The sequence below is a fragment of the Bradyrhizobium sp. B039 genome (assembly GCF_038965675.1).
GTDB lineage: Bacteria > Pseudomonadota > Alphaproteobacteria > Rhizobiales > Xanthobacteraceae > Bradyrhizobium > Bradyrhizobium diazoefficiens.
The window spans coordinates 1875461-1898690 of record NZ_CP152416.1 but is presented as its reverse complement, the minus strand read 5'-3'; the positions used below and the strand labels follow the sequence as shown (position 1 = coordinate 1898690).

29 protein-coding genes are annotated in these 23230 nt (G+C 64.0%); 14 read left to right on the top strand and 15 right to left on the bottom strand.

Going from position 1 to position 23230, the window contains the following annotated elements:
- Positions 1–28: 28 nt before the first annotated feature.
- The 3 genes from AAFG50_RS09015 to AAFG50_RS09005 form a co-directional block, all read right to left on the bottom strand.
- On the bottom strand, positions 29–262 hold the full coding sequence (locus AAFG50_RS09015; protein ID WP_039187257.1) for a hypothetical protein: 234 nt from the start codon (positions 260–262) through the stop codon (positions 29–31).
- A 211-nt stretch (positions 263–473) separates the two neighbouring features.
- On the bottom strand, positions 474–1256 hold the full coding sequence (locus AAFG50_RS09010) for a LuxR C-terminal-related transcriptional regulator (protein WP_028173103.1): 783 nt from the start codon (positions 1254–1256) through the stop codon (positions 474–476).
- Between the two features lie 236 nt (positions 1257–1492).
- Positions 1493–1699 (bottom strand): hypothetical protein, encoded by a 207-nt coding sequence (locus AAFG50_RS09005; RefSeq protein WP_131234202.1) that lies wholly within the window; start codon positions 1697–1699, stop codon positions 1493–1495.
- Between the two features lie 292 nt (positions 1700–1991).
- On the opposite strand from AAFG50_RS09005, the gene AAFG50_RS09000 reads away from it, so the two are divergent.
- Positions 1992–2135, top strand: a complete 144-nt coding sequence (locus tag AAFG50_RS09000) for a hypothetical protein (protein WP_156149870.1) — start codon at positions 1992–1994, stop codon at positions 2133–2135.
- A gap of 85 nt (positions 2136–2220) precedes the next feature.
- Here the strand turns inward: AAFG50_RS09000 and AAFG50_RS08995 are convergent, their stop codons facing one another.
- The 5 genes from AAFG50_RS08995 to AAFG50_RS08975 are packed head-to-tail and all read right to left on the bottom strand — an operon-like array spanning position 2221 to position 8921.
- Entirely contained in the window at positions 2221–2709 is a 489-nt protein-coding gene (locus AAFG50_RS08995; protein ID WP_053815152.1) for a hypothetical protein, read from the bottom strand.
- A gap of 14 nt (positions 2710–2723) precedes the next feature.
- Complete coding sequence (locus tag AAFG50_RS08990; protein WP_342714164.1) at positions 2724–5870, bottom strand: efflux RND transporter permease subunit; 3147 nt, start codon at positions 5868–5870, stop codon at positions 2724–2726.
- Positions 5867–6943, bottom strand: a complete 1077-nt coding sequence (locus AAFG50_RS08985) for an efflux RND transporter periplasmic adaptor subunit (protein WP_028173102.1) — start codon at positions 6941–6943, stop codon at positions 5867–5869. Before AAFG50_RS08985 ends, AAFG50_RS08990 begins: the two co-directional genes overlap by 4 nt.
- Complete coding sequence (locus AAFG50_RS08980; protein WP_028173101.1) at positions 6940–8067, bottom strand: efflux RND transporter periplasmic adaptor subunit; 1128 nt, start codon at positions 8065–8067, stop codon at positions 6940–6942. The genes AAFG50_RS08985 and AAFG50_RS08980 overlap by 4 nt, the downstream gene beginning before the upstream one ends.
- Complete coding sequence (locus tag AAFG50_RS08975; protein WP_028173100.1) at positions 8064–8921, bottom strand: sensor histidine kinase; 858 nt, start codon at positions 8919–8921, stop codon at positions 8064–8066. Before AAFG50_RS08975 ends, AAFG50_RS08980 begins: the two co-directional genes overlap by 4 nt.
- 212 nt (positions 8922–9133) lie before the next feature.
- On the opposite strand from AAFG50_RS08975, the gene AAFG50_RS08970 reads away from it, so the two are divergent.
- Complete coding sequence (locus AAFG50_RS08970) at positions 9134–9796, top strand: TetR/AcrR family transcriptional regulator (RefSeq protein WP_028173099.1); 663 nt, start codon at positions 9134–9136, stop codon at positions 9794–9796.
- Positions 9797–9814: 18 nt separating this feature from the next.
- On the opposite strand, the gene AAFG50_RS08965 is transcribed toward AAFG50_RS08970, so the two are convergent.
- The 3 genes from AAFG50_RS08965 to AAFG50_RS08955 are packed head-to-tail and all read right to left on the bottom strand — an operon-like array spanning position 9815 to position 11224.
- Complete coding sequence (locus AAFG50_RS08965; protein ID WP_028173098.1) at positions 9815–10483, bottom strand: TetR/AcrR family transcriptional regulator; 669 nt, start codon at positions 10481–10483, stop codon at positions 9815–9817.
- An 8-nt stretch (positions 10484–10491) separates the two neighbouring features.
- The gene (locus AAFG50_RS08960; RefSeq protein WP_049832451.1) at positions 10492–10929 is read right to left on the bottom strand and encodes a hypothetical protein; all 438 of its coding nucleotides are present in this window, start codon (positions 10927–10929) and stop codon (positions 10492–10494) included.
- Positions 10930–10957: 28 nt separating this feature from the next.
- Complete coding sequence (locus AAFG50_RS08955) at positions 10958–11224, bottom strand: hypothetical protein (protein ID WP_039187265.1); 267 nt, start codon at positions 11222–11224, stop codon at positions 10958–10960.
- A 173-nt stretch (positions 11225–11397) separates the two neighbouring features.
- Between AAFG50_RS08955 and AAFG50_RS08950 the strand changes: the two genes are divergently transcribed.
- The 10 genes from AAFG50_RS08950 (at position 11398) to AAFG50_RS08905 (ending at position 17348) form a co-directional block, all read left to right on the top strand.
- The gene (locus AAFG50_RS08950; protein ID WP_028173097.1) at positions 11398–11604 is read left to right on the top strand and encodes a hypothetical protein; all 207 of its coding nucleotides are present in this window, start codon (positions 11398–11400) and stop codon (positions 11602–11604) included.
- Entirely contained in the window at positions 11601–11759 is a 159-nt protein-coding gene (locus AAFG50_RS08945; RefSeq protein WP_165448173.1) for a hypothetical protein, read from the top strand. The genes AAFG50_RS08950 and AAFG50_RS08945 overlap by 4 nt, the downstream gene beginning before the upstream one ends.
- Before the next feature lie 18 nt (positions 11760–11777).
- Positions 11778–11996 (top strand): hypothetical protein, encoded by a 219-nt coding sequence (locus AAFG50_RS08940; protein WP_028173096.1) that lies wholly within the window; start codon positions 11778–11780, stop codon positions 11994–11996.
- A 37-nt stretch (positions 11997–12033) separates the two neighbouring features.
- A complete protein-coding gene (locus AAFG50_RS08935; RefSeq protein ID WP_028173095.1) occupies positions 12034–12369 on the top strand; it encodes a hypothetical protein in 336 nt (111 codons plus the stop codon).
- Positions 12366–13211: a PepSY domain-containing protein gene (locus tag AAFG50_RS08930; RefSeq protein WP_231166638.1), complete on the top strand. Its 846-nt coding sequence runs from the start codon at positions 12366–12368 to the stop codon at positions 13209–13211. Before AAFG50_RS08935 ends, AAFG50_RS08930 begins: the two co-directional genes overlap by 4 nt.
- Positions 13212–13367: 156 nt before the next feature.
- Entirely contained in the window at positions 13368–14537 is a 1170-nt protein-coding gene (locus AAFG50_RS08925) for a DUF3734 domain-containing protein (protein ID WP_028173093.1), read from the top strand.
- Positions 14538–14565: 28 nt separating this feature from the next.
- Complete coding sequence (locus AAFG50_RS08920; RefSeq protein ID WP_028173092.1) at positions 14566–15357, top strand: acetoacetate decarboxylase; 792 nt, start codon at positions 14566–14568, stop codon at positions 15355–15357.
- 80 nt (positions 15358–15437) lie between these two features.
- A complete protein-coding gene (locus AAFG50_RS08915) occupies positions 15438–16223 on the top strand; it encodes a 3-hydroxybutyrate dehydrogenase (RefSeq protein WP_039186968.1) in 786 nt (261 codons plus the stop codon).
- A 72-nt stretch (positions 16224–16295) separates the two neighbouring features.
- Complete coding sequence (locus AAFG50_RS08910) at positions 16296–16625, top strand: hypothetical protein (RefSeq protein WP_028173090.1); 330 nt, start codon at positions 16296–16298, stop codon at positions 16623–16625.
- 114 nt (positions 16626–16739) lie between these two features.
- A complete protein-coding gene (locus AAFG50_RS08905; protein ID WP_028173089.1) occupies positions 16740–17348 on the top strand; it encodes a hypothetical protein in 609 nt (202 codons plus the stop codon).
- Positions 17349–17528: 180 nt separating this feature from the next.
- Here AAFG50_RS08905 and AAFG50_RS08900 read toward each other — a convergent pair whose 3' ends face one another.
- The 4 genes from AAFG50_RS08900 to AAFG50_RS08885 all read right to left on the bottom strand — a co-directional run bounded on the left by AAFG50_RS08900 (position 17529) and on the right by AAFG50_RS08885 (position 22452).
- The gene (locus AAFG50_RS08900) at positions 17529–18353 is read right to left on the bottom strand and encodes a Crp/Fnr family transcriptional regulator (RefSeq protein WP_028173088.1); all 825 of its coding nucleotides are present in this window, start codon (positions 18351–18353) and stop codon (positions 17529–17531) included.
- A gap of 301 nt (positions 18354–18654) precedes the next feature.
- Positions 18655–19863, bottom strand: a complete 1209-nt coding sequence (locus AAFG50_RS08895) for an LLM class flavin-dependent oxidoreductase (protein ID WP_028173087.1) — start codon at positions 19861–19863, stop codon at positions 18655–18657.
- Between the two features lie 115 nt (positions 19864–19978).
- A complete protein-coding gene (locus AAFG50_RS08890) occupies positions 19979–21226 on the bottom strand; it encodes an acyltransferase family protein (RefSeq protein ID WP_028173086.1) in 1248 nt (415 codons plus the stop codon).
- An 86-nt stretch (positions 21227–21312) separates the two neighbouring features.
- Complete coding sequence (locus AAFG50_RS08885) at positions 21313–22452, bottom strand: helix-turn-helix domain-containing protein (RefSeq protein WP_028173085.1); 1140 nt, start codon at positions 22450–22452, stop codon at positions 21313–21315.
- Positions 22453–22669: 217 nt separating this feature from the next.
- Here AAFG50_RS08885 and napE point away from each other — a divergent pair, with 217 nt between their 5' ends.
- Complete coding sequence (gene napE, locus AAFG50_RS08880) at positions 22670–22855, top strand: periplasmic nitrate reductase, NapE protein (protein ID WP_011089773.1); 186 nt, start codon at positions 22670–22672, stop codon at positions 22853–22855.
- Between the two features lie 35 nt (positions 22856–22890).
- Positions 22891–23223, top strand: a complete 333-nt coding sequence (locus tag AAFG50_RS08875) for a chaperone NapD (protein ID WP_028173084.1) — start codon at positions 22891–22893, stop codon at positions 23221–23223.
- Positions 23224–23230: the final 7 nt, after the last annotated feature.

Here is a 23230-nt window from a genome sequence, read left to right as displayed (position 1 = left end):
TCCGATCGGTGCGACAATGCAGATGCGCTCAGACCGGATTGATCACTGCAGTGCCGACGGACGAAGAGATGGCGCGCGTTTGGTTCACGAGGGCAAACTCTCTGCCGATGCCGATCGGCATCGGCCTGGGGGCTGGAATGGGCGTGGCGGTGAATATAACGAAGACGGAGCCTTCCGGAAGAATGCTTTGGGCCTGGACATTGCCAGCCATGAGAACGGTAGCAACTAAGGACATTGACAGAACTGAATAGACATTTGCCATTGCGGCCTCCTAGAACTGCGAATTGGAGCTACAGCTCGAGGATCTAAAGTCGCACAAACCTATCGGAGCTAAGCGGCCCGTCGCTGACCCTGATAGAAACCAAGGCCGCCCCCCTACAACCGCGGCGGCCACCGCAATTGCCCTGCATCATCGCAAATCGGGTTCATTGAGGAAACTACCCATTTCGAGTTAGCGGACCTGAGAGTACCCCTTAGTTCAGGCCGCTCGGCCCCGCGAGCAGGCGCAGCACGATCGAAAACAATTCATTCTGCGAGGAGATACCCAGCCGCTCATAGGCGCGCTTGCGGTAGGTCAGCGTCGAATGCAGGCTGATGCCGAGCGCCTGCGAGATCGCCTCGGAGCTGAAGCCTTCGAGGATGCGCCGGCAAACCTCCCGCTCGCGCGGCGTGAGATCGGCGAGCGGCGCGTGCGTGGCGAACAGCGCGGCGAGAGACTGATCGGGCGTTGCGCTCCGCTGAAAATGGCGCGCGACGCTCGCCCCGATCGCAGGTGCGATCGCCTGGAGGCGTTCGCGCTGGGCGTCGCTGAAGCGGCCCTGCGTGGCGATGCGATAGAAATTGACGTAGAAGCAGGTGTCCTCGACCCAGATCGCGGTCGCGCATTTGTCGACGATGCCGGAATCGTTGAAGAAGATTTTCCGGTAGCGCGCGCCGTACATGCGCGGGGCGAAAGTCGGAAGCACGATCGACGCGCCGCCCTCGCCTTCGAACAGCGCATCGCGATTGGGATCGGACTCGTGGAACTGCCCGGCATAGGCCGCGCCGAGATCGCCGCCGATCGGGATGTTGCCGGCATCGAGCAGGCAGCGGGCAGCGCCGGCCCGGCTCAGCGCAAACACCATGCAATGGCCGACATCGGCCTGCCGGCGCAGCGTATCGATCAGCACGATCGGAAAATCCGGCCGTCCGATGGCGAGCACCGCGGGCGTGACATCGCCAGCCGCTATATTCGAGGCCATCCCGTGGGGCCGCATCGTTATCCTCCGCCAAACGTCTTCTGGCGGAGAATATCAGCAAGGGCGGCGTGCCGGAAGCTGGCCGTTACCATGCCGCCTCCGGGTCCCGGCCCGGCGCCGTAGCGCTACGCCCCGTCGGCGACGCGCTGCTGCGTCACTCTTCGGGAAGTCCCGACGCACATCCCGATCCAGCTGCTTGTACGTGACCGCACCGCTCGACCAGGTCCATCAGCGAAAGGGATCTTGAAGCCTGATCACCGATCATTGTTGGGGACCCATTCCTCCGCGGCTGTGTCCCAATGATGGGTATCGTCGAAGTATTTCCAGGGCGGCCGCCTCGGCTTGCTTTCGCCCTTCCGTCGATTTGCATTCAGTGCATGGAGTTGGACGGCGAGCGCCCCAACCATCATCCCCCATTCGCGCGCGTTGTATCGGGAGTTCCATTTGATTGCTGCGAGCATTGGATGCCTCCTTCAAAGCAAGAAGCTTCCGCCACGTTAGCCCGGGCCAAGAACACGGTATGTAAGCTACTTCACAGTCGGCCAACATCTTCGACATAGCCGCGGGCGATCTCTGTGTACGGCGACCGGAACCTACGTTCGCTCGATATTCGGGCGCCGGGCATAGGTCATGTTGCCGCGCGATCAAAGCGCGCGCGGCGAAACGTAGCATTGTCCCTGTGCGCGAAGGCACGTCCTTTCGACAGAGCGCATTTTATCGCTGGTGGACGCCCGCTCAGATAGAGGCCAGCTCATGCTTGAGCTTTGGAACAGCTGGTACGACACCCTAGCCTCGGTGGAGGCGCTTGCCACGGTCATCGTCATTGTCCTGGTGGCTAGCGGCGCCATTACGCTGGCGGAAACTCGGCGGCAAAAAACGCGTGCAACAAGGGATTGATCTAGGGGAGTACACGCCCTACCCCGCCGCCGCCTTCGCCGGGGCGGCGTTGATGGCGAGCTCGCCGTAGCGGTCGGTGTGCGGTCTATTCGCACACCATCACGCGCCGGTAACGTCTGTAAACGTAGTAGCAGTCACTGTCAGAGGAATAGCGCGAGCCGCCATAGGCGTAGCCGGCAGCGGCTCCGGCGTAAGCGCTGGCCGCATACGCGGCGCGATAGCCGTACCGGGCTCCACCGTAGCGGCCGTAGCCTCCGAAGCGGTTGTAGGTGACGGATGTGGCGCGAGCGGCGTTCGCCACCGCCGGGCTGCCGCGCCCGCTTCCAGCGAGAGCCCCGCGCGGTGCAGCTCCAGCACCGAGGCGGGGCGCCGGGCCGCCGAGGCCGGCATGCGGCACACCGCCAGGTCCGATCGGCGGACGAGCCGCGAAGGCCGGAGGACCTCCGGCTGCTATCGGCGGAGGCCCCGCCATGGGCGGCGGCGGCGGGAATTGCGCGGACGCCGGATTTGACGTCAACGTCACCGTTACAAGTGCCGCACCGATGGACAGCATCAGACCTGTGTTGCGAAGCATTGTACTTTCCCTTGTTAAATCTGTGGTTCGAGAACCGGCACCGGCGTGGCCGCGGGGACCGGCTCCGGCGAAATGTCGTGCGCAGGCGCTGCGGGCTCGTGCATGGATGAGTTATCGTTGTGATCGGGGTGAATGCGGAACCAGGCCACATACAGCGCCGGCAGGAACAGCAGCGTCAGCAGCGTGCCGACGATGATGCCGCCCATCATCGCGTAGGCCATCGGCCCCCAGAAAATCTCGCGCGCGATCGGAATCAGCGCGAGGCTTGCCGCGGCCGCCGTCAGCAGAATTGGCCGCATACGATGCTCGGTCGCTTCCACCACCGCGTCCCAGGCCGGCCGCCCCTCCTTCCTGAGATCCTCGATCTGCACGATCAGGATCACCGAATTTCGGACGAGGATGCCGATCAGGGCGAGCACGCCGAGGATGGCGACGAAGCCGAGCGGAGCACCGCTCGGCAGCAGCGCCATGACGACACCGATGACGGCCAGCGGCGCGACCGCGAACACCAGAAACAGGCGATGGAAGCTCTGCAGCTGGATCATCAGCACCGTGGCCATGACGAACAGCATGAGCGGAACGACGGCAACGATCGGCGCCTGGCTCTTGGCGCTCTCCTCGACGGACCCGCCGATGTGCACCGAATAGCCGGCCGGCAGCGTCTTGGTGAACTCCGCGACTTTCGGCGCGAGCTGATCCACGACGGTCTTTGGCTGCGCGTTGCCCACGATGCCGGCCTTCAACGTGATGGTCGGGATCCGCGCGCGCCGCCAGATCGTCGGCTGCTCGAGCTCGTAACGCAAATTGGCCACCGCACCGAGCGGCACGGCCTGGCCGCCGAGCGCGGTCAATTGCAGGTCGCGCAGGGTGTCGATGGAGGCACGTTCAGCCGCCGTCGCACGTCCCGTGACACTGACGAGATAGATGCTGTCGCGCACCTGGGTAATCGGCGTGCCCTCGAGCACGGAGTTCAAGGTGGAGGCAATGTCCTCCGAGGTGACGCCGAGCTGCCGCGCCTTGTCCTGGAGAACGTCCACCTTGACGACGCGGGCCGGCTCCATCCAGTCGAACACGACATTGCCGAGATCGGGGCTGCTCCGCACGATGCCGGCGAGCTTCTGCGCGAGGTCTCGCACCTTCGCGATGTCGGGCCCGCTCAAGCGAAACTGCACGGGACGCCCCACCGGGGGGCCGACCTCGAGCAGCTTGACGTAGGTATCGGTGCCGGGGAACGTCTTCTTCAGGTAATCCTCGAACTGCGCCTTGACTTGGTCGCGCGCCTTGATGCCGCCCCTGGTCACGACCACCATCTGGCCGAACCAGGTGTTGGCGGTCTGCACGTCGAAGGACAGGACGAAGCGCGGCGAGCCGGTGCCGACATAGGACGACCAGTGGTCGACCGAATTGCTGCCCTGGAGCTGTTCGCGCTCGAAGCGGGCCATCTGCGAGTTGGTATCGGCAATGGACGCGTTCTGCGGCAGATTCCAGTCGATCACGAGCTCGGCGCGATCCGACGACGGGAAGAACTGCTGCTGCACGAAATTCATGCCGAACAGCGCCAGCAGAAAGGCCGCAACCGTAACACCGATCGTCGTCCAGCGGCGATGCATGCAGACGAGCAGGAGACGCGTGAACAACTGCGCTACGCGCCCCTTCTGCTCGTGATGGCCCTTCATCCTGGCGGGCAGGATGGTGACGCCGAGCAACGGCGTGAACAGCACCGCCACGATCCACGAGACGATCAGGGAGACGGCGATGACCACGAACAGCGTGAAGGTGAACTCGCCCGCATTGCTGCTATTGAGCCCGATCGGAATGAAGCCGGCCACGGTCACCAGCGTTCCGGTCAGCATGGGAAAGGCGGTCGAGGTGTAGACGTGCGTCGCCGCCTTTTCCAGGGGATCGCCGACCTCGAGCCGCGCGACCATCATCTCGACGGCAATCATGGCGTCATCGACCAGCAGGCCGAGCGCGATGATCAGGGCGCCAAGCGAAATTCGCTGCAACGAAATGCCGGCATAGGCCATCACGACGAAGGTGATGGCGAGAACCAGCGGAATCGCGATCGCGACGACAAGGCCGGCGCGCATGCCCAGGCTGAGAAAGCTGATGCCGAGAACGATGATCACGGCCTCGAACAGCGCCTCGGTGAAGCCAGACACGGCATGCTCGACAACGACGGGCTGATCGGCGACGAGGTGAACGCCGACGCCGACCGGCAAGTCGGCGGTAATTCTCGACATCTCCTCCTGCAGCGCCTCGCCGAAGTGCAGCAGATTCGCACCGGATTTCATGCCGATGGCAAGCGCGATCGCCGGCTCGCCGTTGTACCTGAACAGGGTCCTGGCCGGATCGGCATAACCGCGCGTGATGGTTGCAACGTCGGTCAGGGGAAAGAAGCGATCGTTGATGCGCAGATTGACTGCCTTCAGACTTGCCTCCGACGTGAACTGGCCGTTCACGCGTACGCTGATCCGCTCGGGCCCCTCCTGGAATACGCCGGATGGGGCAACCGCATTCTGGCCCTGCAAGGAGCTCATGATCGCGTGAACGTCGAGGCCAAGGGCCGCGATCTTGCGGGTGGAGAATTCGAGATAGATCACCTCGTCCTGTGCGCCCAGGATGTCCACCTTGCCGACGTCGGGCACGGTCAGGACCTTGGCACGGATGTCCTCCACATGATCGCGCAGCTGACGTTGGCTCAGGCCGTCGCTGGTGAAGGCATAGATGTTGCCGAACACGTCGCCGAAGCGATCGTTGAAGCCGGGCCCGATCACCCCTTGCGGGAAGTCGCCCTTGATATCCGCGATCATGTTGCGAACACGAATCCAGGTCGGCTTCACGTCGGCAGCCTTGGTGCTGTCGCGCAGATAGACGAAGACGGTGGTCTGACCCGCAACCGTCACACTCTTGGTGTAATCGAGCGATTCCAGCTCCTCGAGCTTCTTCTCGATCCGGTCGGTGATCTGGCGCGTCATCTCCTCAGGTGACGCACCCGGCCACTGCGCCTGGACGACCATGGTCTTGATGGTGAAGTCGGGGTCTTCCTGCCGTCCCAGCTGGAGATAGGCAAAAAGTCCCGCCGCCATGAAGGCGATCATGAAATACCAGACGAGCGAGCGATGACCGAGCGCCCAGTCGGAGAGGTTGAACGACTTCATGGCTGCTGATCCTGTTCGATACGGACGTGCTGTCCTTGCTTGAGACTGTGGACCCCGGCGGTGACGACGCGTGCGCCAGCAGCAAGTCCACCGGTGACGCGCGCCCCGGTTTGGCCAGCCGCCACATCGATCTTTTGCAGCGACACCGTGCTGGCGGGCTGATTGACGATCCAGACGAAATTGGCGCCATCCTTGGCGAGCAGCGCCGACGCAGGCAGCCGGAGAACCGGGCCTTGCTGCCTGCCGAGCTTTGCCGTGACAGTCGCGCCGAGCCGGAAGCTGTCAGGCGGATTGCCGAGCGCAATGCGGACCCGCCGCAGGCGCGTTGCCGGATCGGCCTGCGGCGCAATCTCGCGAACCGTGCCTTCCACTTGAACCGCCGGCAGGAGCTGCAGGCTGACCGTGAACGGCAGACCGACCTCCAGCGGCAGCGGATAGTCCGGTCCGATATCGACGACCGCTTCGCGGATATCGGGCCTTGCGATCGTCACCACGCTTTGGCCGGGGGACACCACCTGGCCGACGTCCGCACCGACTGCGGTGACCACACCGGCGAAGTCGGCCTTGATCTGCGAATAGCCGAGCTGCTCGACCGCCTTGGTCAGATTGGCCTGTTCGCGCGCAACCGTCGCTTCGGCGCCGGCACGCGCCTGCTCGGCGTTATCGAGCATCTGCTTCGTGGTTGCATCGGTGGTGATGAGCGTTCGCTGCCGTTCCTCCGTCGCGCGAGCGGTCGCGAACTGCGCCTCGGCCTTGGCAAGCTGGCCTTTGGCCGCGCGAACGGCGAGCTCAAGGGCGGTCGAGTCAATCGTGCCCACCGCCTGTCCTTCAGTCACGAGGTCACCGACGTAGACGGGACGCGTGATCAGACGTCCCAGCACACGGAAGCCGAGATTGGTCTTGTAGCGCGGCTCGATAACGCCCACCGCAACGGCATCGTCCGCGTGGTCCGCTGCGAGAAGCAGCGACTGGACGGGCCGCACGGCCTCGGGTGCCTTCGTCTCCTGCTGGCATCCGGCAAGCGCGAGCGCGCATGCAAGCGTGCCCGCCACGATCGTTGCGCGGCCCGTCATGAGGGGTCTCCTTCATAGGTCACGGGCTGGCCCACGCTCAAAAGCTTGCCGCCGTCGACGACGACGCGCTCGCCCGGATCCAGACCTGCCTTGATCAATACTTCTCCGGCCTCGTAGCCACCGACCGTCACCGGCTTCAGCGAGGCGGTCCGTGTTGCCGGATCGACGGTCCAGACCGCAGGGCTGGTGCCCGCCGCCATCAATGCGCGCCAGGGCAATGCGATCTGCGGCTCGGTCTTCACTCTCACAGTTCCCGCGACGGCACTTCCAAGCGTCATTGCGGCAGGCGGGTCCTTGATCGCCACCTTGACCCGAATGGTCGCGCTCCTCGCGTCGACCGCCGGCGAGACCTCCCGGACCTGACCGCCTGCCGTCACGGTCGCATCCGAGATCAACGCCAACGAAACGCTGCTTCGGTCGGCAGCACCGAGGAAAATGGACTCATAGACGTCAAAGACGACGTCCCGGTCCCCGTCCTGCGCCAGTGAAAATACCGGTTGGGCAGCCTGTACGACCTGACCGGTTTCCACACTGCGTGCGGTGACGACGCCGTCGGCTTCGGCTCGCAGCGCGGTATAGCCGAGCACGTCCTTCGCGGTTCCGAGCTGCGCTCTTGCCGCTTCAAGCGCACCTTCCGTGGTTCGCAACCCTTCCTGCGCCTGGTCGTAGGCCGTGCGCGTGGTGAAGCCGCTTGCGATCAGCGCCTTCTGCCGATCGAAAGTCGCCTTTGCCACACGCAGCTGGGATTCTGCGGCGAGAACGGCGGCGGTGGCGGCATCGACATCGGCCTCCTGCTCGGCCGGGTCGAGAATGGCCAGCACTTCGCCGGCCTTCACGTGGGTCCCGACATCGACATAGCGCGCGAGGACGCGCCCGCTGACGCGGAACGACAGATCCGCCCGAAAGCGGGCCTGCACCTCACCGGTCAGGGTAAGCGAGGATTGCCGATCTCTCGGCTGCACGATTTCCGTGCGCACGACAGCGGCGCGCGCGGAAGGACTGGCAGCGTGATCGTCGCAGCCGCCAAGCGCGGCAGCAACAAGTGCGAGGGCCAGGCCACCGAGAGGCCTCAGCAAGCGCTCGGTTCGACCGATTTTGGAGAGGTTCGAATAACGCGGGTTCATAGCGCGTCCGTACGGTGAGAGGGTGACAGTAGATTGCCCAGGACGTCCGGGCCCGTGGTCAGCGTGGCCCGTTCGTTCGGGCGCGCTCGCAGTGAATCTGGATCCGCGCGCATCGCGGCCGGACGCTCGATCTGATCCGGGAGGCCGGCGCCCGAGCCGGGCGTCACGGACGCGTTGGTCTTCAGCCGGCGCGGCCGCCTCATGCGGCGCGCCGCCATCGACCAGCTTGCCTGCCGCTCCCGCTCGCTCAGGTGAAACGCGACCACGACGGATGTGAACTCGGCAGCGAAGCCGTGCTCGATCCGTCCGCCGAGCCCTTTCGCAAGGTCATTGCTGATCTCGAACTCCCGGCCCAAGGCCCGCGCCGGCCGCGAGCCGTTGTCCAGCACCACGCAGTTCGCGACCGAGCCGATGCGCGACAGCTTGACCTTGATCTCGCCGGAGCGCGCGTCGAAATACGCATGCTTCGCTGCGTTGACGATGAGGTCGTGGACGATCAGGCCAAGCCGTCCGCACCGCTCGGGCTGAAGCGGGAGAGACTCGGTGGTGAGCGTCAGCCGGATCCCCATTCGATCCAGAAAGGATTGGCGCATGGCGTAGCCCAGTCGGCGAATGTAAGTCGCGGCATCGTTGAGGACATCGCCCTCCGGCATGGCCAGCGCCCGATGCAGCTCGGCATGTCCGTGCAGCAGCTCCACGACGTCACTCAGGGCGGCCTTTGCTTCCGCTCCGTCGGCGCGGATGACCGCCGCCGAGACCAGATCGATCGCCGAGGCGATCCCCTTATCGACCCTGTGATGCAACTCGCGCAGCAGGATGCCGTGTTGTGGGCGGTCCGGGTCGGGGCACGACATATTCGCTCTCTCCTGAGGTCGACCGGACGGTCGCAAGGCCAATGCACACAGGTTTGCGGCTTCGACTGTCCGGGAGGTGCCGCCGCGGGTCCTGATGGACGTCGCGGCGATTAAATAAACTATACCGTATATTTTCTTTTTGTTGCCTTTTCCGGCCCGCCATGTCAAGTGCGATCTGCGCGCGCACAGACTCGTGACTGGAGGATCGACGGATGACCAAGAAGAGCACCCCGAAACGGGGCAGACCGACCAAAGACCTTGCCGGCGACGTCCAGGTCCGGATCCTTGACGCAGCCCAGCAGCTTTTTCTCGAGAAGGGCTATCGTAGCGCCAGCATCGACGACATCTCCGAGCTGGCGCCGGCGAGCAAGCCGACCATCTACGCGCACTTCCCCGGCAAGGAGGCACTGTTCGCGGCGGTGGTGGCCCGCACCATCAGCAGGCTGACGGATTTCGAAGGCGTCGAGGCCGAGGGCCGCACCCTTCATGACAAGCTCTCGAACCTCGGCACCACCATCGTGGAAAAGCTCATCGAGGAATCGTTGGGCATGGTTCGCGCCACGATCGCTGAAGCGCAGCGTTTTCCCGAGTTGAGCCGCAACGTCCACGACGCCGCGCGCGATCGCTCCGTCAACGCCGTTTCCCAACTCTTGAATGAAGCGACGCAGAAGCTGGCGCGCGCTCCAAAGGGGCCCTTCAGCGGCAAGCGAAGCCTTGCCACCGCTCAGATCTTCCTGGATCTGATCCTGCTGCCGATGCTGTTTCGGTCGCTGGTCGGGGAAACACCGAAGGAGCTGAGACGGGAGCTGCCGTCCTTCATGCGCGAACGCGTCGGCTTCTTCCTTGCGGCCTGTGAGGCAGACTGGACACCGTGAGCCAATCGAGCGTCGGGTTTAGCAGGCGGATTTGTAGCGCATACTGGCCTGAACGTCGATGAGTTGATGGGACGCCGGGCCAGCGAACGCTGGGTTGCCAAGCGCCCCCGCGCAAAAGCGCATCATCTCGTCGAACGTTGGCCGAAGGGCGGTCGCCTTGACACGGGAGGGGTTGAGGTAAGCATCCATCGCGTCCAGCAGGCAGCAGGCGAGCGCCATCGGGCTCCCGCCGCGGAACTCCCCGCTCACCTGCCCCGACGCGATGATCGAGCGCACCACACCACGAAGCCGATCCGCATGAGACAGGCTGGCCAGCCAGTTCGCCTGTCCTGCGGCCACCACCAGTTCGTGCAAGCGGACATCGTTTGCCAGCCGATCTTCATGCAGCCGGGAGATCGCGCCAAACGTTGCATTCAGGCGCTCCAGGCCCGAGCGGCCGCTTCGCGCTGCACTTGCGGCCGCCGCCGACACCTCGTCGAGCAGCTCCGTCACGACGGCCTCCTCGAGCGCCCGGCGGGAGGGATAGAACCGGTAGAGATTTGCGGGGGACATTGAAGCGTCGCGAGCGACGTCGGCAACCGTGGTTTTCCGGTACCCGATCTCCCGGTACAAGCAGATTGCAGCCTGCACGATTCGTTCACGCGTGCAGGACAATCCAGCCTGGCGGGTCGTCTGCGCCTTCAGCATGCTCGGCCTCAACGCAACGGAATCGCGTGCATCTCACGCCGGCAGGCTTCGCCGAATTCACGCAACGGATCCATCTCCTCCAGGAAGCCCGGCAGGTCGACGAACGGGGTGTTCGGTGCAAGGTAGGTCTCGATGATCAGCCGGCCAGCCCGCTCTGCGGCATGGACCACCTCATCCTCGGACAGAATCCGCATGCGCCCGATAAGCGCATACAAGTTCACCAATGCCGGGATCTCGGATTTGTCGCTGGTGAGCGCGTCCGCGTAAAGTCGGGACGCCTCCTCAATGAAGCTGCGATAGAGCTTCTCGCGCTTCGACACCGCGTGCGCCTGATGGCGCTCGCGGAGTCTGCGGCGCCGGGACATCCATCCCGTCACGATCGTGGAAATCGCTCCGAAGGCCGAGCCTCCGAACGCGGCGAAAGCAGGCGCATATATCGTATTCATACGATCGTTCCTCATTCCTTGCGCCGCGCTATCGGTGCGACCCGACGGTCCTGACCGAAGCCGCAGCGGCTGCATGGTCGAACACGGCTCTGCAGGCTTCGCTCAGGTCCGACTTTCTTTGCCTGAGACAGGCTTCCACATTGGTGGGATCGGGGATGTAGCCGGCGCACAGGCGAAACGCGTCAGACGTGCACGCCGCTCTCTGCTCAGCCGTGCCGCGGTCCTCCTGCGCGAACGCAGCGGCGCCCGACGCAACGAGCACCAGGAGTGCGAGCACCAACCGGTTCTTGAACATATCGAATCCTTTCTCAAGTTGAGGCATCCGCTTTCAAAGGAAACCTCGGCCTCACTCCGAAGTCCCCTCGCCCGGCCAGGACGAACACGGGCTTGTGAGTCCCGGCTCTTGACACATCCCGCGATCCGCGCTGTATATGAAATATACGGTGTAGTTTATTTAGGAGACCGAAGATGTCAAGCCTGTTCCTGGCGCTCGTGCGGGAAAATCCCTGGCCCGGGATTGCCGTCGCCTCGCTCAATCTGATGGTGGCCGTGTCGCTCGTGGGCGTGAGCCTGCTGCTGGGTCTCACCATTTCGGTGCTCGCCTGGGTGCACGCGCTCGCCGTCGGCGAACCCGCGCCGGTGCGGCATGCGGCCAGCCGGAGGGGCCGCGCATGACGTCAGGGCTGTTGCTTGCTCGCGATTGCATCATCTGCTGGGTCACGGTGTGGCTCGCGCCGGTCGAGTCCATCTTCGACGCGATCGAATCCGAACTCGTCCGCAGAGGCGTCGCGCTTGAAGGCGTCGAGCCCCCTTCCCCGCCCGCCGCGTGAGCATCCTGGACGTTCGACATGCTCAACTTCATCGAAGTGTTCGACGTCATGGACGTGGAGCCGGCCACCGGCTCTTCGGTCTGGAGCGGACGCACCGGCACGCGAGCGGCCCTCAAGCGCGACGGGCACGTGATCGACCCGAAGGCGATGGCCTACTGCCCGATCGAATGGCTCGACGAGCGCGGCTATCTCGACGCCGAACGCGCGTGCCGGCACCCGCGGCCCACGAGCTTCTGAAAACGAGACGGAATCATTTCATGTCTGGGAACAGGCCGTGAGCAGGAAGTCTGTCCTGTCGCGACGTGCGAGCGCCGCCGTCGAGCCCGAGATGCCCCTGCGGGCGTATTTTCTCTCCGCTGGAGGGGCGCTGCTCCTGCTGCTTCTGGCGGCCGACTGGGTGTTGCCCGCACCTTCGCCGAGCCGGCTCACGGAGCAGCATTCTGCGTTGCCGCCGATCCGGATTCACTCGGAGCGGAGGGGCCCCGAAGCGGCCGTCATCGACACCAACGGGTTCGGACTGCGTCCCGCGCCCGCCGAGCACGATATCGCCCAGGCTCCACCGCAGTTGCCCGAAACTGAAGTCGGCGGCGCCGTTTGTGCGCGACGATGACGGCAGCCCGGCGGCGGCCGATCTACGCGTTCGCGAGAGCCTGGCCCAGCTACAGCCCGCCGTTCATGACCCAGCAGGGCGCGGGAGCCCGCATCGGATCGCGGCGCGACGGCACAAGCTCGCTCCGGCGCGGCCTCGAAAGTTGTGGCGATCTGCTCGGCATCCGGGCTTCCAGATCAGCCGGTACGCCTTCGTGCCGAACTAGACCACCGATCATGAAGAACACCACAGGATTATGCGCGATGCCAAAGAAGCAGCTGTTTGCCCTCATCGTTTGTTCCGCGGCCCTCGCCGGCACCGGTGCTCTGGCCGGCGTCACGCAGGTCCCTACCGACGCCGAACAGCAAAGCGCGACCGCGCAGGGCAACGTCGAGGAGGCGGCCATTCGCCGCGTGTTGGAGCAGTTTCACACCACGAAGGTCCCGATCGGACAGGCCATGGCGATTGCGGAGGGTCTGCACGATGGGTCGAGGACCGCAGACATCAGCTTCGAGATATCCGGTCCGCCGGTCTACCGCGTGCGCACGATCAAGAACGAGCGGGTCTTTGAGAATGTCATAGATGCGAACACCGGAAGGGTATCGCAAACGGAGATCGCGTCATCGCTCAAGGAGCTCGATCGCGCGGATCTCGCCAACATCATAGCCCTGAAGTGGATCAAGCAGGAGTTGTCGGACGCGGTGCGGGTCGCGGAAAGCGCGGCGGACGGACAGGCGCTCGCTGGCGGGTTGATGAAACAGGATGGCAAGCTCAACTTCGTGGTCGTCATCGCGACCAGCGATCACCTGAAGGAAGTGATGCTCGAGCCGCCCAAGGTCGGACAGCGGTCAACTCAGCGCTAGCCACGAACGTGACAGCGCGCCACTGAAGCACGATCTCGTGAGTTGCGCATTAACGCGCAATATATACACTATACCGTATAGTTTGTTTTAGCGAACGGTCATCGCGGCTTCCGCAACGCCGGCTCGATCATCCCACACCCGAGAGCAAGACCAGTCATGAATTTCCAGCCCCGATCACACCTACCGGCCACCCAACGGCGGCTGCCATTCGATTGCATAGCCCTGCTGTTGCAAGGCGGCGGCGCTCTCGGCGCCTACCAGGCGGGGGTGTACGAGGCGCTGGCGGAAGCTGGCATCCACCCCGATTGGGTTGCCGGCATTTCCATCGGCGCGATCAATGCCGCGATCATCGCGGGCAACCCGGCCGAGTCGCGTGTTGATCGGCTGCGCGATTTCTGGACGCGGGTAACTTCGACTGCACCTTGGGACTGGGCCGGAAACCCATTTCTCGATGCGCGCAACGAGAATGCGCGCAATATCCTCAACCAGATGAGCGCGGGCCTTGCCGCGGCATGCGGCGCAAACGGGTTCTTCTCCGCGCGCCCCCTCCTGCCATGGCTCCACGCCGGCGGCACGACCGAAGCAACCAGCTTCTACGACACCGTCGCGTTGAAGAGCACGCTGGAGCGCCTGATTGACTTCGATCGCATCAACGCGGGGATGACGCGGTTCAGTGCAGGAGCAGTCAACGTGAGAACGGGCAATTTCGTCTATTTCGACAACAGCACCCACACGATTCGCCCAGAGCACATCATGGCAAGCGGCGCGCTGCCACCGGGCTTTCCCGCCGTGGAGATCGAGGGCGAGCATTACTGGGACGGCGGCCTTGTCTCCAATACGCCGCTGCAATGGGTGATCGATGGGGGTGTGCCGCAGGACATGTTGGCGTTTCAGGTCGATCTCTGGAGCGCGAAGGGGCAGCTTCCGGGCAATCTGCCCGAGGTCGTCACGCGTCAGAAGGAAATTCAATATTCCAGTCGCACGCGCGCGAGCACCGACCAGTTCAAGCACGTGCAGCGCCTGCGACGTGCGCTCACGACGCTCCTGGACCGGATTCCCGAAGAACTCAGGGAGCACGAGGATGTGAAGCTCCTGAACACCGCGGTGTCTCCCAACGTCTACAACATCGTTCACCTGATCTATCGAGCGCGCAACCACGAAGGCCACTCCAAGGACTACGAGTTCTCCCGCCTTTCGATGCAAGACCATTGGCGCGCCGGCTACCACGATGCGCTTCGCACCTTGCGTCATCCCGAGGTGCTCGCACGCCCGGTCACCCCGGACGGAGTTTTCACATTCGATCTAGAGCACGATGGCCGTGAATAGAGCGCTGATTTGATGCACGGAGAACCCCATGCGTGAGAACGAAGTGCGCAAGCGCGCCTTTGCGATGCCGCTCACCAGCCCGGCCTATCCGCCGGGCCCTTACCGGTTTGTGGATCGCGAGTACCTGATCATCACCTATCGCACCGACCCGGCAAGGCTGCGCGCTGTGGTGCCCGAACCGCTGGAACTCGATGACCGCAACCCGCTCGTCAAGTATGAATTCATCCGCATGCCAGATTCGAATGGCTTCGGCGACTACACGGAAAGCGGCCAGGTCATTCCGGTCTCGTTCCGTGGCCACACGGGCGGCTACAACCACTGCATGTTCCTCAACGACGAAGGACCGATTGCCGGCGGACGCGAGCTCTGGGGCTTTCCGAAAAAGCTCGGCCAGCCGACATTGCGGACCGAGATCGACACGCTGATCGGTACGCTCGACTACGGGCCTTTGCGGGTGGCGACGGGCACGATGGGCTACAAGCACCGCGAAGCCGATCTTGGCCAGATCAAGGCCGCGCTCGAGGAGCCGAATTTTCTGCTCAAGATCATCCCGCATGTCGATGGCAGCCCGCGCATCTGCGAGCTCGTTGAATATCGCCTCGAGCAGATCGCGTTGAAGGGCGCCTGGACCGGACCCGCGGCTCTCTCCCTGACACCGCACGCCTTGGCGCCGGTCGCTGATCTGCCCGTTCTGGAGATCGTCTCGGCGCTTCACATCCGTGCAGACCTCACGCTGGGACTGGGCAGAGTGGCCCATGACTATCTGCAAGAGCCAGCGCGGCGTCCGTTCCGGGCTTCAGAACGAAGTCTGGTCACCTGATCGGAAATCCACAAAACCAACTCGCGCCTGAACCGCGAGGCTTCGCCAGCTGGCGCAACACACGGAGCAAAGTGACTGAGATGGTTATTAAGGGCAAAACTGCGATCGTGACCGGCTCGACGAGCGGCATCGGCCTCGCATGTGCGCGTGCCTTCGCAGGTGCCGGCGCAAACATCGTGCTAAACGGAATGGGCGAGGCGGCCGATGTCGAGAAGGAGCGCTTGGCAATCGAAAGCGAGTTCGCCGTCAAGGCGATCTATTCGCCCGCGGACATGGCGAAGCCAAGCGAAATCGCCGGGCTGATCGCGCTGGGTGAAGCGACGTTCGGGGCCGTGGATATCCTCGTCAACAATGCCGGCGTCCAGCACGTCTCTCCAATCGAAGAGTTTCCGCTCGAGAAATGGGATGCGGTCATCGCCATCAATCTATCCGCCGCATTCCATGCAATCCGTGCGGCTGTGCCGGGCATGAAGAAGCGTGGCTGGGGCCGGATCATCACGACGGCTTCGGCGCATTCGCGTGTAGCTTCGCCGTTCAAGTCAGCCTACGTCGCAGCCAAGCACGGGATCGCCGGCCTGACCAAGACCGTCGCGCTGGAGCTTGCGCGTTCGAAGATCACCTGCAACTGCATCAGCCCCGGGTATGTTTGGACCCCGCTGGTGGAAAAGCAGATCCCGAACACGATGAATGCACGCAAGATGAGAAGAGATGAGGTCATCAGCGACGTGCTGCTCGCGGCCCAACCCACCAAGGAATTTGTCACTGTCGAACAGGTGGCTTCGCTCGCACTTTTTCTGTGCAGTAACGAGGCCGCACAGATCACCGGCGCCAATCTCGCGATCGATGGCGGCTGGACGGCGGCGTAGGCCCGCGGCGGTCGCCTCATGGCTGTCCCCACAGTGAGGCGATCCGCGCGCGCAACACGGAAAGTGCACGACATGGCATCAGACGCAATCGACGGTGACATCGACGAATCCAGCGGCCTGGCCGTCCAGCATATCGGCGTGCGCGGACGCACTCTACAGCATGGTATGAGAAATGGCAGGCCACTTGATCTTGGCGGAGACCGGAAAATGTCCGTCGCTCTGCGCAAGTGCGAGCACGCGTTCAACGAGGACGTATTGCCGCCTCATGCCAAGGTGGCAGAGCCACTCGAGTTCTACGCGGCGTCCAAGTTGGATAACCCGTCCCGCAGTCTCAAGGACGCGATAGGCAAGAAATCAGCTTCATCTGGAACGTCAATGCTCCTTCCTCATGTCGCTGCTTGAGATGACGTCGCTTCGGACGCAGACGCAACGAGTCGCTTGACGCAGGTTCAAAGTCGAGAACGATGAAGCCATGTGATGATCGCCAGCGCATGCGCTAATCAATGGAGATAGGTCATGTCAGAGCACAGCAGCATGCATTTTTACCTCAATTCGGCCAAGGAGCGAATCGACGAGATGGATGCCGCATTGGCTTCGTTTGAGGTGAAGGCGACGGAGGCCAAGGCGGAGTCCAAGGTGAAGGCAGAGCAGCTCATCGCCGATCTTAAAAAGAGGCGGGATGAATTTCAGGCGCACGTCAAGACGCAAGCGGAAGCCGGCGAAGCAGCCTGGGCGCGCACCAAACCCGATCTCGAAGAGCACTGGATCGGCTTCGAAGCGCAGATGAAGACCTATTTTGAGAGCGCCGGCAAGCAGATCGAGCAGCAGCAGGCCACGTTCAAAGACATCGCAGCGGCGCAGGGCAAGGCGTGGCACGAGGCCGCGAATCGATTCCGTGAGGCGGCCGGCAAAGTGGCCGGAGCGCGGACCACCGATCTCGATGCCGCGCTCAAGCAGCTGAAGTCTGACGCGTCCCAAGCGGAAGCACGTCTCCAGAAGCTGAAGCAGGCGGGCAGCGAGTCCTGGTCCGTGCTAAGCGCGGCGTTGGCAGAGTCCCGCAAGTCGTTCGATCAAGCAAGTCGGGCCGCGTGGGACACCCTGAGGGGCTCTGGCGCGAAGGGCTGATTACATCCGGTCACAAGGAACCGCAGAAAGGCGCGGATTGCGCGTAAATCGGCACGGGATCTGGCCCAGTTGCAGCCCACCGTTCATGATCGAGCAGGGCGGGGAGCCCGCATGAGATCGCGGCGCGACGGCGCAAGCTCGCTCCGGCGCGGTAGACGCCGAACCGTCCAGAGCGTGTCCTCATTGACGGGGCGCAGCGGACCTCATCTGCGCCTTGACTGCCGCGGTTGTCTCCGGGAATGGCGCAAGGGCAGGCTGCGGCGCCGCCAATTCCTGACAATACATCCGATCGATCTTGTCCTGCATCAGCGCATAACAATCGCATGCAACGCGCTCGAGCCGCGCCCGGTCGATCTCTACAAACCCGCGCCGGTCGGACGGGACGGCGCCGGCCGCGCGCAGCTTGCTCATCGTCAGCGTCGCCGTCGTCCGCCGCACCCCGAGCAACTGCGCGAGCGCCTCCTGCGTCACCGGGAGGAGATCACTGGGAACGCGGTCGTGGAGCTGCAGGAGCCACCGCGCCATGCGGCCATCCACCAGGTGCAGCGCGTTGCAGGCCGCAACGTGCTGGAGCTGCAACAGCAACGCGCGGACGTGGACCTGCACGACATTCCTGATGGCCTCGCTTCGCGCATAGGCGGCCCGAAACCTGGCGGCGGAGATCTGCGATGCCGTGCCGGCCACACGAGCAACCGCGGTCACCGATGACAGCGACGGGCCGAGCGCAGAGAACGAGGCCAAGGCGCCTTCCCGTCCGATCAACGTGGTTGCAACCGTTTGCCCGTCCGGCATGTCGAGCATGAAGGCGATTGCACCGCTATGGGGAAAGAAAACCGGGTCGAGCTCATCGCCCGACCGCACCAGGACGGTATCGGGTTCGAACGAGACCTTCTGGAAGTGGGGCGTGAGCAAGCCGAGATCCGCCGGCGGCAACGCCGCCAGCAACCGATTGCCGACGCCAGCGCGGTGGACGGTCGCGATGCTTTCCGGTGAACGAGCCGTCATGAGCAACGGTATCCATTTCTCAGCTTCACTACGATGACCCGAAATTCGAATTGGCGAACGAAAATATCCAAACAGAGCCCTTGAGCGAGATCAAGCACGGACTATTGCGGTCCCAACCGGCATATCCTCCCGCGCAAACAGGATCTTGAACCCATCATACGGTTAACGGTTCTTTGCATCCTAAGGATTTCGATGAGATGATCGACCAGCAAAGGTTGCGACAGCGCAGGAGTGGGCGATTGGCCCCATGCGGAGGCCCCGCCCCGCCAATAAGGGCATGGCCGACGTCAAACGTGCCCCCCTATCCGGCGGCCGCCGCTCTCGCCGGGGCGACGTTGACGGCGAGCTTGCCGTAACGGTCGGTGAAGGCCTGGGTGTCGATCTCTTCCAGCTTGATTTCGCCGCTCATGACGCTCCTCTTCCAGGCGGCCTGGGCGGGATCGTTCTGGAACTCCGGCATCACCTCCCGGCCGAACAATTCGAGCGATTCGCAGATGTGCTCGTGGCTGTTCTTGCCGGCCTGGTTGAGCAGGATGACCTGGTCGATATGCGAGCTCTGGAAGCGCCTGAGCTTCTTGCGGATCGTCTCCGGCGAGCCGATCAGGCCGCCGCGCAGCGCCGCCTCCTGGGCCTCGGGATTGTCGCGCTTCCACTTGTTGTACTCGTCCCACATATTGACGGTGTAGGGCGCGGGCCGCTGGCGGTTCTGCGCGGCGCCATAGAAGCGCAGCGCGAACTGGAAGAAGGTGGCGCCGTCGGCGCGGGCGCGCGCCTCCTCGTCGGTCTTCGCGCACATGAAGAACGACACCAGCGCCATGTTCGGGTTGATCTCGTAGTCCGCAAGCTTGTGCAGCCGCTTGGTCATGGCGTTGTAATAGGCGTGCACCCAGGCATGGGCGGCGTCGGCGCTGACGAACTGGAAGCCGAGCGCGCCGAAGCCGTGACGGCCGGCGCGCTCGATGGTCGGAAGCTGCGAGCAGGCCATCCACAGCGGCGGATGCGGCTTCTGCACCGGCTTCGGCACCACGTTGCGCAAGGGGATGTCGAAATATTTGCCGTGATGCTCGCTTCCCGCGTCCCTGAACATCGGGAAGATCGCGGCTACGGCCTCCTCGAACACCTCCTTCTTGGTCTCCATGTCGCGGCCGAATGGCTCCAGCTCGGTGATCGAGGCGCTCTCGCCCATGCCGAATTCGCAGCGGCCGTTGGAGAGCAGGTCGAGCACCGCGACACGCTCGGCGACGCGCGCCGGGTGATTGGTGGTGAGCTGGAGGATGCCGTGGCCGAGCCGGATCTTTTGCGTGCGCTGGCTCGCCGCCGCCAGGAACGATTCCGGTGACGGCGAGTGCGAATATTCCTCGAGGAAGTGATGCTCGACGACCCAGGCATGGTCGTAGCCGAGCTTGTCGGCGAGTTCCATCTGCGAGAGCGCGTTCTGATAGAGCTTCAGCTCGTCCCCGGCGACCCATGGCCGCGGCAGTTGCAGCTCGTAGAAGATGCCGAACTTCATGGCGCCGCTCTCCCGCATTATTCTTTGTTGCGCTCATCTTAGTGAGCGGGGCGGCGCTGTCTACGGAGCAGCAATTCCGCCGTGCGGGAGAACGGTCCCCTCAACGCATCCGGCGTTATTGCGCGGCGGAGCCTTCCACCGCAACGACAGCCGCCGCTTCGCGTGGTGCGCGGCGGCCGTTCAGGACCACACCGATGAAGGTGAAGCGCACCAGCAGATGATAGCTCGCCAGCATCGGAGGAAGCGCGACGGCGAGAATGATGGCGAACTTGATCGGCCCGGACCAGTCGAGCTGCGACACCGCAACTTGTAGCGCCATCACGATCGGCATGTGGATCAGATAGAGCCAGTAGGACGCATCGGCGAGGTAACGCCAAGTCGGGCTGAAGCCGGACATGAAGCGGAGCGCGAGACCGAGGACCGCGAAGGTCGATATCCATATCGCCGGGGCATACAGGGTGGCGGAGACAAGCCTGAGCGTGGCGAAGCTGACCGGCAGTTTCGGCGCACCCGGCGCGGACAGCATCACACCTGAGAGCACGAAGCTGATCAGGATCAGGCCGACCGCGAGCAGGAGGTGCGGGAGCCAGCGCCGCTCGAGAAGCCGCAGCAGATCGACCTGCCGATGCAGCAGCCAGCCGACGCCAAATGCGGTGCCGAAGCCGATCCAGGCCTGCGCGTTGGTGACGAGCGATTGATCCGGCGTCCTCACCCCCATCACATTGATCCATCGTTGGTCGAGGCAGAACGCGATGCCGATCGGGATCGCCAGAACCAGCGGAGCCAGTGGATTTCGCATGATCCTCGCAAAGAGGCGGTCGATGACCGTTCGCAGCGTGCCGGAGGCATCAAGCCGGACAATTGCGCCACGCAGCAGCAGCATGGCGACATACAGCTCCAGCAGCACGTAGAGAAACCAGAGATGGGCCAGGGGGAAATTCGGCAGCACCGGCGGCCAGCCACGCGCGCCGGGAGTCGGACCGCCATTGGGAAAGCCGGAGGCCCAGATGACCACCAGAGCCATCGGCGTAAACACGATCGGCCAGCCGATCACGAGCGGCAGCCCGATCCGCTGCAACCTGTCCCTGACAAAGCCCCAGCTCCCCCGGCGATGGAAACTCATGCGGGCAAAGAAACCGGCCATCAGGAAGAAGGCCGTCATCCGGAAGACGTGGATGGTGAAGGTCAGCAGGCCCAGGAGGAGGCTTGGATGGGTGTCCTGGATGAACCAGAACCGGGGCGTGGCGGGCACGAACGACATTGCCGCGTGCAGGACGATGCCGAGCAGCAAGGCGCCGCCCCTGAGCGCATCGAGAGCGTGGAGCCGTTCCGATGTGGGGGTGGCGGCGGTCGAAGGAGACATGGTGGGCTCATTCCGGCTGGCGAGAAGCTTCTGCCGGACAGTCTGCCCAATCGGGGCGCGGCCCTCTTGCCCAATCCAAAAATCGGCTAGCCGATTTCTCGACGCAGTTCGCTGATGTCGGCCCTACCCGGCCGGCTCAGCGCCTCGCGCCGGAATTCGGTCGGGGTCACGCCGGTTTCGGCCTTGAAGGAGCGATTGAAAGGTCCGATCGACTGGAAGCCCGCATCCATGGCGATGGTCAGCACCGGGACTTCCCGCTGCGTCACGTCGGACAGCGCCAGCTTGGCATCCTCGATCCGATAGCGATTCAGGAACGCATTGAAGTTGCGATAGCCCAGCCCTTCGTTGATCGCCTGGCGCAGCCGATGCTCGGGAACGTCGAGCCGCGCCGCGAGCGTCCCGATCGCAAGACCTTCCTGCCGGTAGGTTCGTTCCACGGTCATCAGATGGTCGAGGCGCCGGAGCAGGATGGGATCGACGGCGACCCGGGGGTCGACGATGACCCTCCCCGCGGCGGCGCGATCGGCGACCCGGGCCTGTCTCCCCGCCTCGCCGGATGCGATCGCAGCCGTGGCGTCGTCGACGGCCACCGCCGCCGGTGCGCTGAACAGGCCCAGGCCGGCAAGCATGGCCACCACGAACAGGCTGAGCGCGGTCGGAAGACTGCCGGACGCGCCGGGCGCGGCAACCGGAATATCGGCGAAGCCCGCGACGGCGACGAGCCCGATCATCGCGACATTGATGGCGAGCATCGCCAGCCGCAGCCGGCGCCGCCGCATCACCAGATCCACGCGCCAGGTCTTGACCGTCTGGACCGCGGCCGCGAGCGCCAGCACCAGGGCCACGATCGCAAGGACCTTGCCGCCGCCCTTGGCCAGAGTCGGCCATCGCGGCCAACCGAGCGACAGCGCAAATCCAAAGGCGACGATGGCCAGCCACAAGGCGCCATGCCACCGCCTGAGCACGAAATCGTCGTCAAACGCCGCGCGGGCCCATAACCAGAACACGGCAGGCATCGCGGACAGGATCGGCAACGTCCACCACCATGACGCCTTGGGAAAGAACGGCGCGGTGACGATCGCATAGAACACGCCCCCGGCGGACATGGCCATGCCCAGCAAAGCGTTCTGATTTGGAATGCGGCGCTGGAGCGCCACGAGGACGATCAAGAGGAACACGCCGCTCGCCGCGCCGCGAAACCCGAGATCGATGGCCGTGAGCCCCATCTGGTTCACAATTCGCATTGCCCCGTTCGAGAGCTAAGTTTCGCATCGCGCCGGCCCGGGCACAACCCAAACTTGCGGTTGTGGTCACGGCCCAACCATCCTCGCAACTCGACGGATTGATCCAGATCAACGCGTTGACGCCGCGGTTGCAGCACAAGCAAGGCAAGGCAACGGCCCGGATGCCGTCCCAATTCCCAAAATTTCAGAGAGACCGAATATGTCGGCCCCTGACGACACGACTTCGCGCGTGCGCCGTAGGCGCATGGAGATTTTCGCCTTCCTGTTCCTGACCGCGGTCGTGATGCCCGTCCTCGCCGTCGGAACGGTCGGCTCCTACGGGCTTGGCGTCTGGATCTACCAGATGTTTGCCGGTCCTCCCGGCCCACCAGCCTCCCCGCATTGATCCCCAAGGATCCCCAAGAGCGAAAGACAGGCATCATGGCCCAACCCTCACTCGATCATAAAGTCACGCTCAACCGCCGCGCCTTGATCACCGGCCGGGTGCTCAGCGCCGACCGCATCGTGCCGCCGCCGGGCGCCGAGATCGCCAGCATCATCGTGCAGGCGCGGCCCGAGCGCCTCGCCGAGGTCGAAGCCGAGATCATTGCGCTTGCCGGCTGCGAGATCCACGGCCGCGATCCGCGCGGCAAGCTCATCGTCGTGACCGAAGCGCCGGATGCCGGCAGCCTCGGCACCATGCTCAACACCATCCAGTCGCTGCAACACGTCTATTCCGCGGCGCTGGTCTTCCACGCCATCGAAACCGCCTGAGTCAGGA

Coding starts and splice junctions, on each gene's coding strand:
- AAFG50_RS08945 (WP_165448173.1), top strand. CDS start 11,601: ATGACGTCAGGGCTGTTGCTTGCTCGCGATTGCATCATCTGCTGGGTC.
- AAFG50_RS08975 (WP_028173100.1), bottom strand. CDS start 8,921: ATGTCGTGCCCCGACCCGGACCGCCCACAACACGGCATCCTGCTGCGC.
- AAFG50_RS08940 (WP_028173096.1), top strand. CDS start 11,778: ATGCTCAACTTCATCGAAGTGTTCGACGTCATGGACGTGGAGCCGGCC.
- AAFG50_RS08995 (WP_053815152.1), bottom strand. CDS start 2,709: ATGCTTCGCAACACAGGTCTGATGCTGTCCATCGGTGCGGCACTTGTA.
- AAFG50_RS08885 (WP_028173085.1), bottom strand. CDS start 22,452: ATGGGGCTCACGGCCATCGATCTCGGGTTTCGCGGCGCGGCGAGCGGC.
- AAFG50_RS08925 (WP_028173093.1), top strand. CDS start 13,368: ATGAATTTCCAGCCCCGATCACACCTACCGGCCACCCAACGGCGGCTG.
- AAFG50_RS08965 (WP_028173098.1), bottom strand. CDS start 10,483: ATGCTGAAGGCGCAGACGACCCGCCAGGCTGGATTGTCCTGCACGCGT.
- AAFG50_RS08955 (WP_039187265.1), bottom strand. CDS start 11,224: ATGTTCAAGAACCGGTTGGTGCTCGCACTCCTGGTGCTCGTTGCGTCG.
- AAFG50_RS08910 (WP_028173090.1), top strand. CDS start 16,296: ATGGCATCAGACGCAATCGACGGTGACATCGACGAATCCAGCGGCCTG.
- AAFG50_RS08915 (WP_039186968.1), top strand. CDS start 15,438: ATGGTTATTAAGGGCAAAACTGCGATCGTGACCGGCTCGACGAGCGGC.
- AAFG50_RS08890 (WP_028173086.1), bottom strand. CDS start 21,226: ATGTCTCCTTCGACCGCCGCCACCCCCACATCGGAACGGCTCCACGCT.
- AAFG50_RS09015 (WP_039187257.1), bottom strand. CDS start 262: ATGGCAAATGTCTATTCAGTTCTGTCAATGTCCTTAGTTGCTACCGTT.
- AAFG50_RS08875 (WP_028173084.1), top strand. CDS start 22,891: ATGGCCCAACCCTCACTCGATCATAAAGTCACGCTCAACCGCCGCGCC.
- AAFG50_RS08905 (WP_028173089.1), top strand. CDS start 16,740: ATGTCAGAGCACAGCAGCATGCATTTTTACCTCAATTCGGCCAAGGAG.
- AAFG50_RS08895 (WP_028173087.1), bottom strand. CDS start 19,863: ATGAAGTTCGGCATCTTCTACGAGCTGCAACTGCCGCGGCCATGGGTC.
- AAFG50_RS08990 (WP_342714164.1), bottom strand. CDS start 5,870: ATGAAGTCGTTCAACCTCTCCGACTGGGCGCTCGGTCATCGCTCGCTC.
- AAFG50_RS08950 (WP_028173097.1), top strand. CDS start 11,398: ATGTCAAGCCTGTTCCTGGCGCTCGTGCGGGAAAATCCCTGGCCCGGG.
- AAFG50_RS08970 (WP_028173099.1), top strand. CDS start 9,134: ATGACCAAGAAGAGCACCCCGAAACGGGGCAGACCGACCAAAGACCTT.
- AAFG50_RS09010 (WP_028173103.1), bottom strand. CDS start 1,256: ATGCGGCCCCACGGGATGGCCTCGAATATAGCGGCTGGCGATGTCACG.
- AAFG50_RS08920 (WP_028173092.1), top strand. CDS start 14,566: ATGCGTGAGAACGAAGTGCGCAAGCGCGCCTTTGCGATGCCGCTCACC.
- AAFG50_RS09000 (WP_156149870.1), top strand. CDS start 1,992: ATGCTTGAGCTTTGGAACAGCTGGTACGACACCCTAGCCTCGGTGGAG.
- AAFG50_RS09005 (WP_131234202.1), bottom strand. CDS start 1,699: ATGCTCGCAGCAATCAAATGGAACTCCCGATACAACGCGCGCGAATGG.
- AAFG50_RS08960 (WP_049832451.1), bottom strand. CDS start 10,929: ATGAATACGATATATGCGCCTGCTTTCGCCGCGTTCGGAGGCTCGGCC.
- napE (WP_011089773.1), top strand. CDS start 22,670: ATGTCGGCCCCTGACGACACGACTTCGCGCGTGCGCCGTAGGCGCATG.
- AAFG50_RS08900 (WP_028173088.1), bottom strand. CDS start 18,353: ATGACGGCTCGTTCACCGGAAAGCATCGCGACCGTCCACCGCGCTGGC.
- AAFG50_RS08980 (WP_028173101.1), bottom strand. CDS start 8,067: ATGAACCCGCGTTATTCGAACCTCTCCAAAATCGGTCGAACCGAGCGC.
- AAFG50_RS08985 (WP_028173102.1), bottom strand. CDS start 6,943: ATGACGGGCCGCGCAACGATCGTGGCGGGCACGCTTGCATGCGCGCTC.
- AAFG50_RS08930 (WP_231166638.1), top strand. CDS start 12,366: ATGACGGCAGCCCGGCGGCGGCCGATCTACGCGTTCGCGAGAGCCTGG.